The sequence below is a fragment of the Streptomyces sp. BBFR102 genome, assembly GCF_051397025.1.
Classification (GTDB): Bacteria; Actinomycetota; Actinomycetes; order Streptomycetales; family Streptomycetaceae; genus Streptomyces.
The window spans coordinates 6014548-6030807 of sequence record NZ_CP195757.1 but is presented as its reverse complement, the minus strand read 5'-3'; the positions used below and the strand labels follow the sequence as shown (position 1 = coordinate 6030807).

Below are 16260 nucleotides of genomic sequence, written 5' to 3'. Positions count from 1 at the left end.
GGGCTCCACCTGCCCCCGCCGCCCTGCCCGCCCCGGGCGTGAGCGCCGCCGGTTCCGGCGATCTGATGATCGAGGCGGAGCGCGTCAGCAAGGCATACGGCAAGGTCCACGCGCTGGAATCGGTCAGCCTCGCCGTCCCGAGGGGCACCGTGCTGGGACTCCTCGGTCACAACGGCGCCGGGAAGACCACCCTGGTCGACATCCTCACCACAGCGCTGCCGCCCACGTCGGGGCGGGCGAGGGTCGCCGGGTACGACGTGGCCGACAAGCCGGTCGAAATCCGCCGGCGCATCGGGCTCACCGGACAGTTCGCCTCGGTGGACGCGCAGCTCAGCGGGTACGACAACCTCGTGCTGATCGCCCGTCTGCTGGGCGCCGGGCGGCCCGCGTGCGCGCGAGGGAGCTGCTGGAGCTGTTCCGGCTGACGGAGGTCGCGGACCGGCGTGCGAGCGGCTACTCGGGCGGGCTGCGGCGGCGCCTGACGGCGAGGCCGGCACCGTGGTCGTCCCGATCGACGCCACACGGGAGATCGCCGACATCATCAGGAGCCTGGACCAGGCCGGCGTCGAGGCGAGCGAGCTGAATTTCGGCGAACCGACGCTCGACGACGTGTATCTGACCCTCGCCGAGCAGGCCGCCGTCCGGGCCCGGGCATGACGGCGCGGAACCCCGTCCGCCGCGGGCCCCGCCTCCCACGCCCCGACATCCCGGCGGGCGGAGCCGCTGCAGAACCTCGCCCTGATCGTGATCTTCCCGCTGATGTTCGCCTCCAGCGCCTACGTCCCAGTCGCGGACCTGCCCGCCTGGCTGGGCGCGGTCGCGAGCGTCAACCCCCTGACGTACGCGATCGACGCGACCCGGGCACTGGCGCTGGACGTGCCCGGCCTGGACCACGCGATCCCGGCGGTGGTGATGATCTGCGCCGTGATCGCGCTGGCCGGCATGGCAGCCGCCGAACGCGGCTTCCGCCGGCCTCTCTGACTCCCTGCACGAACTCCCCCCGTGTGTGCGGGGACGGGGCCCGTGGACGCCTCTCGCGTCCACGGGCCCTCTTCCTTGCCCGAAGGAGGCTGAGACAGCGCCTGGCAGGAGGACACAGGCGGCTCCGGACCGTACCTGGCTCCCCGACGGCGCCCGTCCGGACCACAGCGCGGGCACCCGAACGGGCAGCGCACGGTGGTCGGCGCGGTCCGCGGCTGCGGAACGCCGGAGCGTACCGAGGTGTGCCCCGGTGCACCGGTCCCGAACGGCGGGCAAAAACGGGCATGGTTCCGCACGGAAACGGATCGAGAGACTCCGATATCTGTCCCGTTTCTGTCAGGAGCGCTCGTCCGGAGTCCCTGAGAGGGCCTCGGCACCCGGCTCAACGGCGTCCGGAACCCACTGCGGCGACCCCGGAACCGGGCGGTGGTGATCCCCACCGCGAGGCTGGAGCCGCTCGGTCACTCCCTGCCCGCAACGGGCACGGCTCACGTGCCGAGGGGCGCACGGAACGCACACGGCCACGCCCGGAACCCCCTGACCAGCGGGGCAGGCTCCGCATCCCCGCAGAGAAGCAGTCCGCGTCGGGCCGAGAACAGGCAGAATCGGGCCCCATCGGTTCCGGACGGCGGGCAGGAGAACGGCCCTGGGACCGGCACCGCGGTGCCGGTCCCAGGGCCGTTCGTTCTCGAACTGTGCGGTCAGGAGAGTCCGAGTTCGTTGTCGAGCATGTCGAACATGTCCTCGTCGGAGGCGGAGTCGAAGTCGAAGGACTCCTCCTCCGCCTTCTCGGCACCGTTGAGTGCCTCGGCCCGCAGCTCCTGCCACTTGCTGCGGAGCACCTCCAGCCGGCCCGCCACCTGGTCGAAGAGCTCGGCTCCGACCTCGGCGCCCGCCAGGGCCCTCTCCAGCTTGTCCAGTTCCGCCAGGACCACCGCCGACCCGCCGGCCGGTGCCGGGGCCACCCGCGTGTGCAGGTGGGCCACGAGTTCGCCGGGCGTCGGGTGGTCGAAGAGCAGCGTGGCCGGGAGCCGCACGCCGGTGAGCGCGCCGAGCCGGTTCCGCAGTTCGACCGAGGTCAGCGAGTCGAAGCCCAGGTCCTGGAAGGCACGGGTGGGTTCGACGTCGGCCTGGCCCGCGTGGCCCAGTACGGTCGCGATCTGGCCGCGTACCAGGTCCAGCAGGACCTCCTCGCCCTCGGCCCGGGTGAGGCCGGTGAGGCGCCGGGTGAGGTCGGCGGCGGCCGCCGCTCCCCCGTCGGAGGCGGCACGGCGGGCCTGGGTCCGGATCAGCGACCGGAACAGCGGCGGCACCTCGCCCAGGGAACGCAGGGCCCCCAGGTCGAGCCGGACCGGTAGGACGGCAGGCTCCTGCTCGGCGGCACCGGTGACCGCGTCGAACAGGGCCAGGCCCTGCTCGGGGTCGATCGGGGGCATGCCCGCCCGCGCCATCCGGGCGGTGTCCGCCTCGGTCAGCTCGCCGGTCATGCCGCTCCCCCGGGTCCACGGGCCCCAGGCCATCGACACCGCGGGCAGTCCACGGTCCCGGCGGTGGCGTGCCAGGGCGTCGAGGAAGGCGTTGCCCGCCGCGTAGTTGGCCTGTCCCGCGCTGCCGAGCGTGCCGGCGACGGAGGAGAAGAGCACGAAGGCGTCGAGCGGGAGCCCCGCGGTCGCCTCGTGGAGGTGCCAGGCGGCGTCCGCCTTGGGCCGCAGCACGGCGGCGAGGCGTTCCGGGGTGAGGGAGTCGAGGACCCCGTCGTCCAGGACGCCGGCCGCGTGGATCACCGCCCGCAGCGGGCGGTCGGCGGGGATGTCCGCCAGCAGCGCGTCGACGGCCGTACGGTCACCGACGTCGCAGGCGGCGACGGTGACGTGGGCGCCGGACTCCTCCAGCGCGGCGGCCAGTTCGCCGGCCCCCTCGGCGGCCTGACCACGACGGCTGACCAGGAGCAGGCTCCGGACCCCGTGCTCGGCGACCAGGTGGCGGGCGACGGTGGCGCCGAGGCCGCCGGTGCCGCCGGTGATCAGCACGGTGCCCTCCGGGTCCCAGCCGGCCGCGTCGCCGTCGGCGGGCGTCGCCGCGCGCACCAGGCGGGGTGCCAACGGGCGGCCCTCGCGCAGGGCGAGCTGCGGTTCGCCCGAGGCCAGCGCCGCCCGCAGGGCGGACATCCCGAGCGGGGAGGTGGCCGAGGGCTCCAGGTCGAGGAGGGTGAACCGGCCGGGGTTCTCCGCCTGCGCGGCGCGGACCAGCCCCCAGACCGCCGCGGCGGCCGGGTCGGCGCCGTCGGAGGCGCCCCGGGTGACGACGACCAGGCGGGAGGCGGCGAACCGCTCCTCGGCCGACCAGCCGCGGAGGGTCTCCAGGACCCGGGCGGTGGCGGCGTGGGCGGCGGCCACGTACCCGGTGCCGGACCCGGCCTCCGGGGCGGTGGCGACCGGCAGCAGTACCACGGGCGGCACGTCGTCCTCGGGGCCGGTGCCGATGACGAGGTCCGCCAGGCCGGCCGCGCCCTCCGTCCCGGCTTCCGCGAGGAGGTCGCCGTCGCCGAGGAGCGCGGTGTCCGGGCCGAGCACGGCGACCGGGCCGGGCGTCTCGGCGTCCCGCGTGGCGAGGTCCCCGGCCGCCACCCAGTCCAGCCGGAACAGGGAGTCGCGGCCCGCGCCGCCCGCGCCACCGAACTGCCCGGCGGAGAGGGGACGCGTCACCAGGGACCCGACCGAGGCGACCGGGGTGCCGGTGGTGTCGGTGACGGCGATCGCGAGGGTGCCGTCGTCGGTGCGGGAGAGCCGCAGGCGTACGGCCGAGGCGCCGACGGCGTGCACGGAGACCGCGTTCCAGGAGAAGGGGACTCCACCGGTGCCTCCGGCCTCCCCGCCGTCACCGGCCAGGGCGGTGGCGTGGAGGCCGGCGTCGAAGAGCGCCGGGTGCAGGGTGAAGGCGTCGCCGTCGGTGCCGTCGGGCAGCGACGCCTCGGCGAAGACCTCGCCGTCGCGGCTCCAGGCTGCACGCAGCCCCTGGAAGACGGGCCCGTAGGCGAACCCGGCGTCCTCGAAACGCTCGTACAGCCCGGTGGTGTCGAGCGGCTCGGCCTTCTCCGGCGGCCACACGGTGGCGTCGAAGTCGGTGGCGGGGGCCTGCGCCGGTCCGGCGGCCAGGGTGCCCTCGGCGTGCGAGGTCCACGGGGCGCCGGAGTCGTCGGCGGGCCGGGAGTGGATGGTGATCCCGCGCCGGCCCTCCTCGTCGGGAGCGCCGACGCCGACCTGCACCTGGACCGTGCCCTGCTCGGGCAGGACCAGCGGGGCCGCCAGGGTCAGTTCCTCCACCCGGTCGCAGCCGAGCACGCCGCCCGCGTGGACCGCGAGTTCCAGCAGGGCGGTGCCGGGCACCAGGACGGCGCCCATGACACGGTGGTCGGAGATCCAGCCGTGGGTGCCCTGGGAAAGACGTCCGGTGAACAGGTGGCCGTCCGTGCCGGCCAGTTCGACCGCGCCGCCGAGCAGGGGGTGCCCGGCGGGCGCGAGCCCGGCGGCCTCCGCCCCGGCACCCAGGGGCATCATCCCGGCGGGCCAGAACCGGCGCCGCTGGAAGGCGTACGTGGGCAGCTCCACCCGGCGGGCGCCACGGCCGGCGAAGAACGCGGGCCAGTCGACGCGGACGCCGTGGCCGTGCAGCCGGGCGACCGTCTCGACCAGTGCCTGCTCGCCGGGCACGGTGCGGCGCTGGGCGGCGACCGTCACGGCGGACTCGGGCAGGGACTCGCGGGCCATGGCGCAGGCGACGCCGTCGGGGCCCAGTTCCAGGTAGCGGGTGGCACCGGCCTCGTGGAGGGCCCGGACGCCGTCGGCGAAGCGGACGGCCTCCCGGACGTGTCGCACCCAGTACTCGGCGGAGCACAGTTCCTCCGCGCGGGCCGTGGTCCCGGTGAGGTTGGAGACGACGGGCGTCGCGGGTGCCTGCGGGGAGAGGCCGGCGACCACGGCCCGGAACTCGGCGAGCATCGGCTCCATCAGCGGCGAGTGGAAGGCGTGCGAGACGCGCAGCGCGGTCGTCCGGCGACCGCGCTCCCGCAGGGCCTCGGTCACCTTCTCCACGCCTTCGGCGGTGCCCGACACCACGACGGACGTGGGTCCGTTGACGGCGGCTACCGAGACCCCGTCGGTGAGGTACGCCAGCACCTCCTCCTCGGTGGCCTGGACGGCGGCCATCGCGCCGCCCTCCGGCAGTGCCTGCATCAGGCGGCCTCGCGCGGCGACCAGGGCGCAGGCGTCGGCCAGCGAGAAAACCCCGGCGACGTGCGCGGCGGCGATCTCGCCGATCGAGTGGCCCGCCACCAGGTCGGGGGTGACGCCCCACGAGACGACGAGCCGGTGGAGGCCCACTCCCAGGGCGAAGAGCGCCGCCTGCGCGTAGGCGGTGGCGTTCAGGGCGTCCTCGTCGTCGCCCCAGACCACCTCGCGCAGCGGGCGGTCCAGGTGCTCGTCGAGTCCGGCGCAGACCGCGTCGAACGCCTCCGCGAACACCGGGAAACTCTCGTAGAGGTCGCGGCCCATGCCGAGCCGCTGGGAGCCCTGCCCCGGGAAGAGGAGGGCGAGCAGTCCCTCACCGGTCGTCGTGGCCGGTTCCTCGCCCCGGGCCACGGAGCCGAGCGCGGCCAGCAGCCCGTCCCGGCCGGCGCCCGTGACGGCGACCCGGTGCTCGAACGAGGTACGGGTGGTGGCCAGGGAGTAGGCGACATCCAGCGGGCGCGGCGCCTCGGTTCCGCCGGCGGCCGGGTGGTCCCCCGTCAGGTGGTGGAGGAGCCGCTCGGCCTGGGCACGCAGGGCGTCCCGGTCGCGGGCCGACAGCAGCCACGGGACGACGGGGGCGGCGCCACCGCCGTCCGCGCCGGTCGCGGGCTCGCCGGCCGGCGGGACCGCGGGCGCCTGCTCGACGATGACGTGGGCGTTGGTGCCGCTGATCCCGAAGGAGGAGATCCCGGCGCGGCGCGGGCGCCCGGAGCCGGTCCACTGCCGGGCCTCGGTCAGCAGCTCCACCGCCCCGGTGGTCCAGTCGACCTGGTCGCTGGGGGCGTCGACGTTCAGCGTGGCGGGCAGCAGCCCGTTGCGCAGCGCCAGCACCATCTTGATGACGCCGGCGACTCCCGCGGCGGCCTGCGTGTGCCCGATGTTCGACTTGACCGAGCCGAGCAGCAGTGGCCGGTCCTCGGGGCGGTCCTGGCCGTAGGTGGCGAGGAGCGCCTGGGCCTCGATGGGGTCGCCCAGGGTGGTCCCGGTGCCGTGCGCCTCGACGGCGTCGACCTGGTCGGCGGCGAGCCGGGCGTTGGCCAGGGCCTGCCGGATGACGCGGCGCTGGGACGGGCCGTTGGGCGCGGTGAGGCCGTTGCTCGCGCCGTCCTGGTTGACGGCGGAGCCGCGGACGACGGCGAGTACCTCGTGGCCGTTGCGCACCGCGTCGGAGAGCCGCTCGACGACGAGGAAGCCCGCGCCCTCGGAGAAGCCGGTGCCGTCGGCCGCCGACGCGAAGGACTTGCAGCGGCCGTCGGGGGCGAGACCGCCCTGGCGGCCGAACTCGGCGAACACGGCCGGCGTCGACAGCACGGTGACACCACCGGTGACCGCCAGGGAGCACTCGCCCTGCCGGAGCGCCTGCACGGCGAGGTGCAGGGCGACCAGCGAGGAGGAGCAGGCGGTGTCGACGGAGACGGCGGGGCCCTCCAGTCCGAGCTTGTAGGCGACGCGGCCGGTGACCACGCTGCCGTTGCCGTCGCTGCCCGGGTAGTCGTGGTACATCACGCCGGTGAAGACGCCGGTCCGGCTGCCCTTGAGCGAGGCCGGGTCGATCCCGGCCCGCTCCAGGGCCTCCCAGGACATCTCCAGCGCCAGGCGCTGCTGCGGGTCCATGCCGAGCGCCTCGCGCGGCGAGATGCCGAAGAAGGCGGGGTCGAAGTCGGCCGCCCCGTCGAGGAAGCCGCCTTCCCGGGCGTACAGGCCGTCCGGGTGGTCGCCGTCGGGGTCGCGGAGGATCGACAGGTCCCAGCCGCGGTCCTGGGGGAACGGGACGATCGCGTCGTCGCCGGAGGTGACCAGGCGCCAGAGGTCCTCGGGCGAGCTGACGCCGCCCGGGTAGCGGCAGGCCATCCCGACGATGGCGATGGGTTCGTGCTGGGCCGAGGTGAGCCTGCGGTTGTCGCGGCGCAGCCGGGCGGTCTCGGCACGGGCGGCACGGAGCGCGTCGGCGTCCGGTCCGGTGGCCGTGCCGGTCCCGGCGGCCTCGGCCGCGCCGTCGCTCTCGTCGTACGGTCCGGGCACGCCGTCCTCGTCGTCGCCGTCGAAGGCGACGAGCAGGGCGTCCCGGTCGGTGCCGGACATCCCGTCGGTGTCCGCGGCGAGTTCGAGCAGCGTCTCCGCCAGCCCCGCGTCGCGCAGGCGGCGGGCCGGGATGGCGGAGAGGGCGCGGCGCACCCCGTCGTCGTCGCCGGTGGCATCGTCCGCGCCGGAGGCGGGGTGGGCGGCGGCGAGTTGCTCCTCGACGACCTCGGTGACGGCGAGGGCGTTGGGGTGGTCGAAGACGAGGGTGGCGGGCAGCCTCAGTCCGGTCAGCGTGTTGAGCTGGTTGCGCAGCTCGGTCGCGGCCAGCGAGTCGAAGCCCAGCTCCTGGAAGGCCCGGTCCGCACCGATCGCCTCCGCCGAACCGTGCCCCAGCACCGCCGCCACCTGCGACCGTACGAGATGGAGCAGGGCGCGGTGCCGTTCGGGCGCGGGCAGTTCGGCGAGCCTGCGGGACGGGGAGTCGTCCGGGCCCGGCGCAGGAGCCGAACCCGAGGCCGCGGTGGCGCGGCGGGCGGGAGCCAACGCGCGCAGGAGGGCGGGGATCTCGTCGGTGCGGGTGCGCAGCGCGGCGGTGTCGACGCGCAGCGGCACGACCGTCGCCTCGCCCCGGTCCAGGCCGGCCGCGAACAGCTCCAGCCCCGCCTCGTGCGACAGCAACGGCAGACCCTGCGACGCCATCCGACGCCGGTCCACCTCCGACAGGTACTCCCCCAGACCCGCACCCACGTCCCAGAACCCGAACGCCATCGACGTGGCCACCAGACCCTCGGCCCGACGCCGCGCCGCCAACGCATCCAGGAACACGTTCGCGGCAGCGTAATTACCCTGACCGGCCGTCAGCACCAGACCACCCGCCGACGACACCAGCACGAACCCGGCCAGCTCCACACCCTCCGTCGCCTCGTGCAACCACCACGCCGCATCCGCCTTCGCACCCAGCACCGCATCGAACCGGTCGAGAGTGAGGGAGCCCAGGAGCCCGTTGTCACCGACTCCGGCCGCGTGGACCACGGCCAGCAGCCCGCGCCCGGAGACGAGAGAGCCGACGAGGTCCATGACGGCGTCGCGGTCGGACAGATCGCACGCGACGACCTCCACCGCGGCACCGGCCTCACGCAGCTCCCCGGCCAGCTCCGCCGCACCCGGGGCATCCTCGCCCCGCCGCGACACCAGCACCAGATCACGCACGCCACGCTCAGCCACCAGATACCGGGCCATCACCGCACCCAGACCACCCGTACCACCCGTCACCAGCACCGCACCCTCACCATCCAACGACGGCACGGGCAACGGCACTTCGGCAGCGGGTACGTCGTCGGTCAGCCGCGCCAGCCGCGGTACGAGGACCATACCGTCGCGGACGGCGACCTCGGCCTCGCCCGAGAGGACAGCCGCGACCGCACGCTCCACCGCAGCATCGTCCGCGTCCACGGCGACATCGGCCAGAGCGAACCGGCCCGGGTTCTCCGCAAGTGCTGCCCGCACCAGGCCCCACACGGGGGCCTGGACGACGTCGCCTGGGGCGGGGTTGCCGCCGGGTTCCACGGGCATGGCGCCCCGGGTCACCACGACGAGGCGGGAGGCGGCGAACCGCTCCTGGGTCAGCCAGCGCTGTGCCACGGTCAGCACACCGTCCAGCGCGGCGCGCACCGAACCGGGCACGTCGGTGTGGGCCGGGACGGAAGCGTCCAGCACGACCACGGCGGGCACCTCGGCACCGGCCTCCGCGACCCGGGGCCAGGTGGCCCAGGCCGTGTCGGTGCCGTCGAGCCGGGTCACGGGGACCCACTCGGGGGTGTAGAGCGCGCCCGCGTCACGGGGCGCCGCACCGAGCTGGCCGGCGGAGACGGTGCGGCTCACCATGGAGCCGACCGTCAGGACCGGGGCCCCGGTGAGGTCGGCGACGCGGATGTCCATACCGCCGTCGGCGGCGGTGGCGATCCGGACGCGGACGGCGGCGGCACCGACCGCGTGCAGGGCGACGCGGTTCCACGCGAACGGGATGACGGTCCCGCCGCTCCCGCCCTCGGCGTTGTCGTTGCTGTTGTCGCTGTTGCTGTTGCTGTTGCTGTCGTTGAGGATCGCGACATGCATGACGGCGTCGAGCAGCGCCGGGTGGAGGCCGAAGCGGCCCGCCTCCGAGGCCGCCTCCTCCGGGAGCACCACCTCGGCGAAGAGTTCCCCGCCCCGGCGCCAGGCGGCGCGCAGCCCCTGGAAGACCGGCCCGTAGCCGTAGCCACGCTCGCGGAAGATCTGGTAGGCGCTGTCGACGGGCACGCTGTCGGCCCCGGTCGGCGGCCACTGCGTCAGTGCGGCCTCGGCCCCGGCCGCGACGGCCGTGTCGGTGAGGAAGCCGGTGGCGTGGGTGGCCCATTCCTGCCCGGTGCCCTCGGGGCGTGAGTAGACGGCGACCGTGCGGCGTTCGGCGGTGCGCGGTCCGACGACCACGCGGACCTGGGCGCCGCCGTGCTCGGGCAGTACCAGAGGGGTCGCCAGGGTCAGTTCGTCGAGTACGGCGCAGTCGACGGATTCTCCGGCCGCGAGGGCCAGTTCCACGAGGACGGCGCCGGGCAGCATGACCCGGCCGAGGACCACATGGTCGGCGAGCCACGGCTGTGCCTCCACCGACAGCAGGCCCGTCAGCACCGCGCCTCCGGAGTCCGGCAGCGACACCACCGCGCCCAGCAACGGATGGTCGGCCGCGTCGAGTCCGGCTCCCGCCCCGGCCGGGGCTCCGTCGGTGGCGGTCAGCCAGTACCGCTGGCGCTGGAAGGCGTAGGTGGGCAGGTCGGCGGGTCCGGCGCCGGAGCCGGCGAAGAAGCCGGCCCAGTCGACGGCCGTGCCCGCGGTGTGCAGCTGCGCGAGCGCGGTGAGCAGGACGTCGGGCTCCTCCCGTCCCTTGCGGGCCGACGGCACCAGCAGGACTGCGGTGTCCTCGTCGCCGTCGAGGCAGGTGCGGGCCATCCCGGTGAGTACGGCGTCGGGGCCGATCTCGACACAGCGGTCCACGCCCGCGGCGCGCAGCGCCCGGACGCCGTCGCCGAAGCGGACGGCCTCGCGGACGTGCCGCACCCAGTAGTCAGGTGTGGTCAGTTCACCCCGCTCGGCGATCCGGCCCGAGACGTTCGAGACGACGGGCAGCGACGGCTCCGCGTACGACAGACCGGCCAGGACCTCTCGGAAGTCACCGAGCATCGGCTCCATCAGCGGCGAGTGGAAAGCGTGCGACACCCGCAGACGGCTGACCCGGCGCCCCTGACCACGGAACGCCTCCGCCACCGTCTCCACGGTTTCCCCGACGCCCGAGACGACCACCGACGACGGACCGTTGACGGCAGCGACCGACACACCCTCGACAGAGTCCAGGTGCAACAGCACCTCCGCCTCGGACGCCTCCACAGCCACCATCGCGCCACCCTCCGGCAACGCCTGCATCAACCGCCCACGAGCGGCCACCAGAGCACACGCGTCCGCCAGCGAGAACACACCCGCCACATGCGCGGCCGCCACCTCACCGATCGAATGACCGGCCACGAGGTCCGGCGTGACGCCCCATGAGGCGAGAAGCCGGAAGAGGGCGACTTCGTAGGCGAACAGGGCGGACTGGGCGTACGCCGTGCCGTCGAGGTCCGGCGCGTTCTCGCCCCAGGCCACCTCGCGCACGGGCCCGTCCAGGTGCTCGTCGAGCCCGGCGCAGACCGCGTCGAACGCCTCCGCGAAGACGGGGAACGCCTCGTGGAGGCCGCGCCCCATCTCCAGGCGCTGCGCGCCCTGCCCGGAGAAGAGGAAGGCCGTGGTGCCGACGGAGCGGGCGGTTCCGGTGACGACCCCGGGGGCGTTCTCACCGGCCGCGAGGGCGCGCAGACCGGTCAGGAGGTCGTCCCGGCCGGTGCCGAGGACCACCGCGCGGGCCTCCAGCGAGGTGCGGGAGGTGGCCAGCGCGTGGGCGACGTCCAGAGGACGGGTTCCGGGCCGGTCCGCCAGGTGGGCCAGGAGGCGGGCGGCCTGGGCGCGCAGGGCGTCCGGGGTGGCCGCCGAGACCGTCCACGGGAGGACGGCGGGGGCGCGGCCCTCCTCGGCGGAGCGCGGCGCGTCGGCTGCTGCGTCGGGGCCCTGCTCCAGGACGACGTGCGCGTTGGTGCCGCTGAGGCCGAACGCCGAGACGCTCGCCCGGCGGGGGCGGCCGGTGACCGGCCACGGCCGGTCCTCGGTGACGAGTTCGGCGCTGCCCTCGGTCCAGTCGACGTGCGGGGACGGCTGGTCGACGTGGAGGGTGCGCGGCACGGTGCCGTGCTCCATCGCCATGACCATCTTGATGACGCCGGCGACTCCCGCCGCGGCCTGGGCGTGCCCGATGTTCGACTTGACCGAGCCGAGCAGCAGCGGCCGCTCCTCCGGGCGGTCCTGGCCGTAGGTGGCGAGGAGCGCCTGGGCCTCGATGGGGTCGCCCAGGGTGGTGCCGGTGCCGTGCGCCTCGACCACGTCGACCTCGGAGGCGGGGACCCCTGCGCCGCGCAAGGCCTGGCGGATCACTCGCTGCTGGGAAGGGCCGTTGGGGGCGGTGAAGCCGTTGGAGGCGCCGTCCTGGTTGACGGCCGTGCCCTTGACGACGGCCAGCACGCGGTGGCCGTTGCGCACGGCGTCGGAGAGTCGCTCCACCAGGAGGACGCCGACGCCCTCGGACCAGCCCACGCCGTCCGCCGCGCCCGCGAACGCCTTGCAGCGGCCGTCCACCGACAGGCCACGCTGGCGGCTGAACTCGACGAACATGCCGGGCGTCGACATCACGGTGGCGCCGCCGGCCACGGCCAGCGAGCACTCGCCCGAGCGCAGGGCCTGCACCGCGAGGTGCAGGGCGACCAGGGACGAGGAGCAGGCCGTGTCCACGGTGACGGCCGGGCCCTCCCAGCCGAAGGTGTACGACAGGCGGCCGGAGACCACGCTGCCGCCGGCGGTACCGGAGGGCGAGACGTTCAGCGCGTAGTCGTGGTACATGACGCCGGCGAAGACGCCGGTGCGGCTGCCCCGCAGCGTCGCCGGGTCGATCCCGGCGCGTTCCAGCGCCTCCCAGGAGGTCTCCAGGAGCAGGCGCTGCTGCGGGTCCATGTACAGGGCCTCGCGGGGCGAGATGCCGAAGAAGCCGGGGTCGAACTGGGCGGCGTCGTGCAGAAAGCTGCCACGCCTGGTGTAGCTCTTGCCCTCCTTGCCGGGCTCGGGGTCGTAGAGGCCCCCGATGTCCCAGCCCCGGTCACCTGGGAGGTCGGAGACGGTGTCCACGCCGTCGGTGACCAGGCGCCACAGCTCCTCGGGGGTGGTGACGCCGCCGGGGTAGCGGCAGGCCATCCCGACGATCGCGATGGGCTCGTGGTCGGCCGGTGGCGCCGTGCCCGTACGGACGGGGGTCTCCGCCCGCGCGGTCTCCCCGGCGATGCGCGCCGAGAGGTGATCGGTGACGGCGAGGGCGTTGGGGTGGTCGAAGACGAGGGTGGCGGGCAGCCTCAGTCCGGTCAGCGTGTTGAGCTGGTTGCGCAGCTCGGTCGCGGCCAGCGAGTCGAAGCCCAGCTCCTGGAAGGCCCGGTCCGCACCGATCGCCTCCGCCGAACCGTGCCCCAGCACCGCCGCCACCTGCGACCGTACGAGGTGGAGCAGGGTGCGGTGCCGCTCCGCCTCCGGAAGCGAGGCCAGCCGGTGGGCCGGGGAGCCCTCGACGGTGGCCGGTGTGACCACGGCCGCGGAGCGCCGCACGGGAGCCAGGGACTTGAGCAGGGCGGGGATCTCGTCGGTGCGGGTGCGCAGCGCGGCGGTGTCGACGCGCAGCGGCACCACCGTCGCCTCGCCCCGGTCCAGGCCGGCCGCGAACAGCTCCAGCCCCGCCTCGTGCGACAGCAACGGCAGACCCTGCGACGCCATCCGACGCCGGTCCACCTCCGACAGATACTCCCCCAGCCCCGCACCCACGTCCCAGAACCCGAACGCCATCGACGTGGCCACCAGACCCTCGGCCCGACGCCGCGCCGCCAACGCGTCCAAGAACACATTGGCCGCAGCGTAGTTTCCCTGTCCCGCCGTCAGCACCAGACCACCCGCCGACGACACCAGCACGAACCCGGCCAGCTCCACACCCGCCGTCGCCTCGTGCAACCACCACGCCGCATCCGCCTTCGCACCCAGCACCGCATCGAACCGGTCGGACGACAGCGTGCCCACCAGGCCGCCGCCCCCGACCCCGGCCGCGTGCACGACGGCGCGCAGCCCACGCCCGGCGACGAGGGACTCGACCAGGCCGACGACCGATTCGCGGTCGGACAGGTCGCACGCGACGACCTCCACCGCGGCACCGGCCTCACGCAGCTCCCCGGCCAGCTCCGCCGCACCCGGAGCGTCCCCGCCCCGCCGCGACACCAGCACCAGATCACGCACGCCACGCTCAGCCACCAGATACCGGGCCATCACCGCACCCAGACCACCCGTACCACCCGTCACCAACACCGCACCCTCACCATCCAACGACGGTACGGACAACGGCACTTCGGGCTCGCCGAGCCGACCGAGCCTCGGCATCAGCACCACATCGTCGCGGACGGCGACCTCGGCCTCGCCCGAGAGGACAGCCGCGACCGCACGCTCCACCGCAGCATCGTCCGCGTCCACGGCGACATCGGCCAGAGCGAACCGGCCCGGATTCTCCGCGAGGGCCGCCCGCACCAGACCCCACACGGGGGCCTGGACGACGTCGGCGGATGAACCTGCCGGGGCGACGCCACGGGTGACGACGACCAGACGCGAGGAGGTGAAGCGCGCGTCCTGAAGCCACTGCTGGATCGCGGAGAGGACCTGGTCCAGGACGGTCCGGACGGCCGCCGGGACGTCCGGACCGGAGGGCTCGCGCACCTCCAGGACGACCGCGCCCGGCGCCGTGGATGCCGCCTCCAGGGCTTCGGCCCAGGAGACGTAGGCGGGGGCCGTGGAGGTGTCCACGGTGACCGGCGTCCACTCGATGCCGTAGAGGGCGCCCGCGCCGGCGGAGGCGCTGCCCAGCTGTTCGGCGGAGACCGGGCGGCTCGCGAGGGAGCCCACGGTCAGGACGGGCGCGCCGGTGGAGTCGGCGAGGGCCAGGGAGACGGTGTGGGCGTCGACGCGGCTCACGCGTACGCGGACGGCGGAGGCGCCGACGGCGTGGAGGGTCACGTCGTTCCAGGCGAACGGGACGACCGCCTGGCCCTCCTCCTCGTTCAGGATGCCGGCGTGCATGGCGGCGTCGAGTACGGCCGGGTGCAGGCCGAACCGGCCCGCCTCGCCTGCCGCTTCCTCGGGGAGCGCCACTTCCGCGAACATCGCGTCGCCGCGCCGCCAGGCGGCGCGCAGGCCCTGGAAGACCGGCCCGTAGCCGTAGCCACGCTCGCGGAACTCCTCGTAGGCGTGCTCGACCGGTACCGGCTCGGCGCCGGGCGGGGGCCACTCGGTCAGGGCCTCGCCAGCGCCTGCCGGGGCGTCGGTGAGGAAGCCGTGCGCATGGGCTGTCCACGGCGCGTCCTCCGCGCCTTCGGGACGCGAGTGGACGGCCACGGTGCGGCGTCCGTCGGTCTTCGGCCCCGCGACGACGCGGAGCTGGAGGCCGGTGTCCTCGGGCAGCACCAGCGGCGCGGCGAGGGTCAGCTCCTCGAGAGCGGCGGACCCGGCCGCGTCCCCGGCCGCGAGGGCCAGTTCCACCAGGCCCGTACCGGGCAGCAGGGCCCGGCCGAGGACCACGTGGTCGGCGAGCCACGGCTGCGCCTCCACCGACAGCCGGCCCGTCAGCACCAGGCCACCCGAGTCGGGCAGCGACACCACCGCGCCCAGCAACGGGTGATCGGCCGCGTCGATCCCCGCCGACCTGGGGTCGGCGGCGGCGCGGACGGTGGCCTCCGGCCAGAAGCGCCGCTTCTGGAAGGCGTAGGTCGGCAGGTCGACGGTGCGGGCCGCGGTACCGGCGAAGAAGCCGCTCCACGTCACCTCGGCGCCCACCGTGTGGAGACGGGCCAGCGCGGCGAGCGCGGTCGACGTCTCCTCGCGGTCCTTGCGCAGGAGCGGGACGAGGACGGCTTCCTCACCGGCGCTCTCGCGCGCCATGCCGCTGAGCACCCCGTCGGGACCCAGCTCCACGAACCGTGTGACGCCCTCTTCCGCGAGAGCCCGGACACCGTCGTCGAACCGGACGGCCTCCCGGACGTGCCGCACCCAGTAGTCCGGCGTGGTCAGTTCACCGGACTCCGCAATCCGCCCCGTGACGTTCGAGACGACGGGCAGCGACGGCTCCGCGTACGACAGACCGGCCAGGACCTCTCGGAAGTCACCGAGCATCGGCTCCATCAGCGGCGAGTGGAAAGCGTGCGACACCCGCAGACGGCTGACCCGCCGCCCCAGCTCACGGAACACCTCCGCCACCGCCTCGACCGCGCCCTCGGCGCCCGAGACGACCACGGACGAAGAACCGTTGACGGCGGCGATGGACACCCCCTCGACGGATTCCAGTCGCGGCAGCACCTCCGCCTCCGACGCCTCCAGGGCGACCATGGCGCCGCCCTCGGGCAGCGCCTGCATCAGGCGGCCCCGGGCGGCGACGAGCGCGGCGGCGTCGGCGAGGGTGAGCACCCCGGACACGTGCGCCGCGGCGACCTCACCGATGGAGTGACCGGCAACGAACTCCGGCCGCACCCCCCACGACTCGACAAGACGGAACAGCGCCACCTCGACCGCGAAGAGACCCGCCTGCGCGTACGCCGTCCCGTCCAGAACCGACGGGTCGTCGCCCCAGACCACCTCGCGCAGCGGGCGGTCCAGGTGCGCGTCGAGTCCGGCACACACCGCGTCGAACGCCTCCACGAACACCGGGAAACGCTCGTACAGACCACGCCCCATTCCCAGCCGCTGCGACCCCTGCCCCGAGAACAGGAACGCGGTACGGCCTCCG

Annotated in this window: 3 protein-coding genes and 1 pseudogene (1 of these 4 only partly in view); 3 read left to right on the top strand and 1 reads right to left on the bottom strand. The window is 74.8% G+C overall.

Going from position 1 to position 16260, the window contains the following annotated elements; genetic code table 11:
* Positions 1 to 38: 38 nt before the first annotated feature.
* The 3 genes and pseudogenes from ACSLIC_RS26190 to ACSLIC_RS26180 form a co-directional block, all read left to right on the top strand.
* Positions 39 to 425 (top strand): ATP-binding cassette domain-containing protein, encoded by a 387-nt coding sequence (locus ACSLIC_RS26190; protein WP_436740168.1) that lies wholly within the window; start codon positions 39 to 41, stop codon positions 423 to 425.
* A 73-nt stretch (positions 426 to 498) separates the two neighbouring features.
* A complete protein-coding gene (locus ACSLIC_RS26185) occupies positions 499 to 657 on the top strand; it encodes a hypothetical protein (RefSeq protein ID WP_436740167.1) in 159 nt (52 codons plus the stop codon).
* A gap of 63 nt (positions 658 to 720) precedes the next feature.
* Positions 721 to 981, top strand: a pseudogene (locus ACSLIC_RS26180) (ABC transporter permease); the annotation flags it as partial.
* A 701-nt stretch (positions 982 to 1682) separates the two neighbouring features.
* Here the strand turns inward: ACSLIC_RS26180 and ACSLIC_RS26175 are convergent.
* A protein-coding gene (locus ACSLIC_RS26175; RefSeq protein WP_436740166.1) for an SDR family NAD(P)-dependent oxidoreductase crosses the window boundary here: on the bottom strand, positions 1683 to 16260 show its 3' end. It continues 17312 nt past the right edge of the window; 14578 of the gene's 31890 nt are visible here — the last part of the coding sequence; its start codon lies off the right edge, out of view; it ends in the stop codon at positions 1683 to 1685.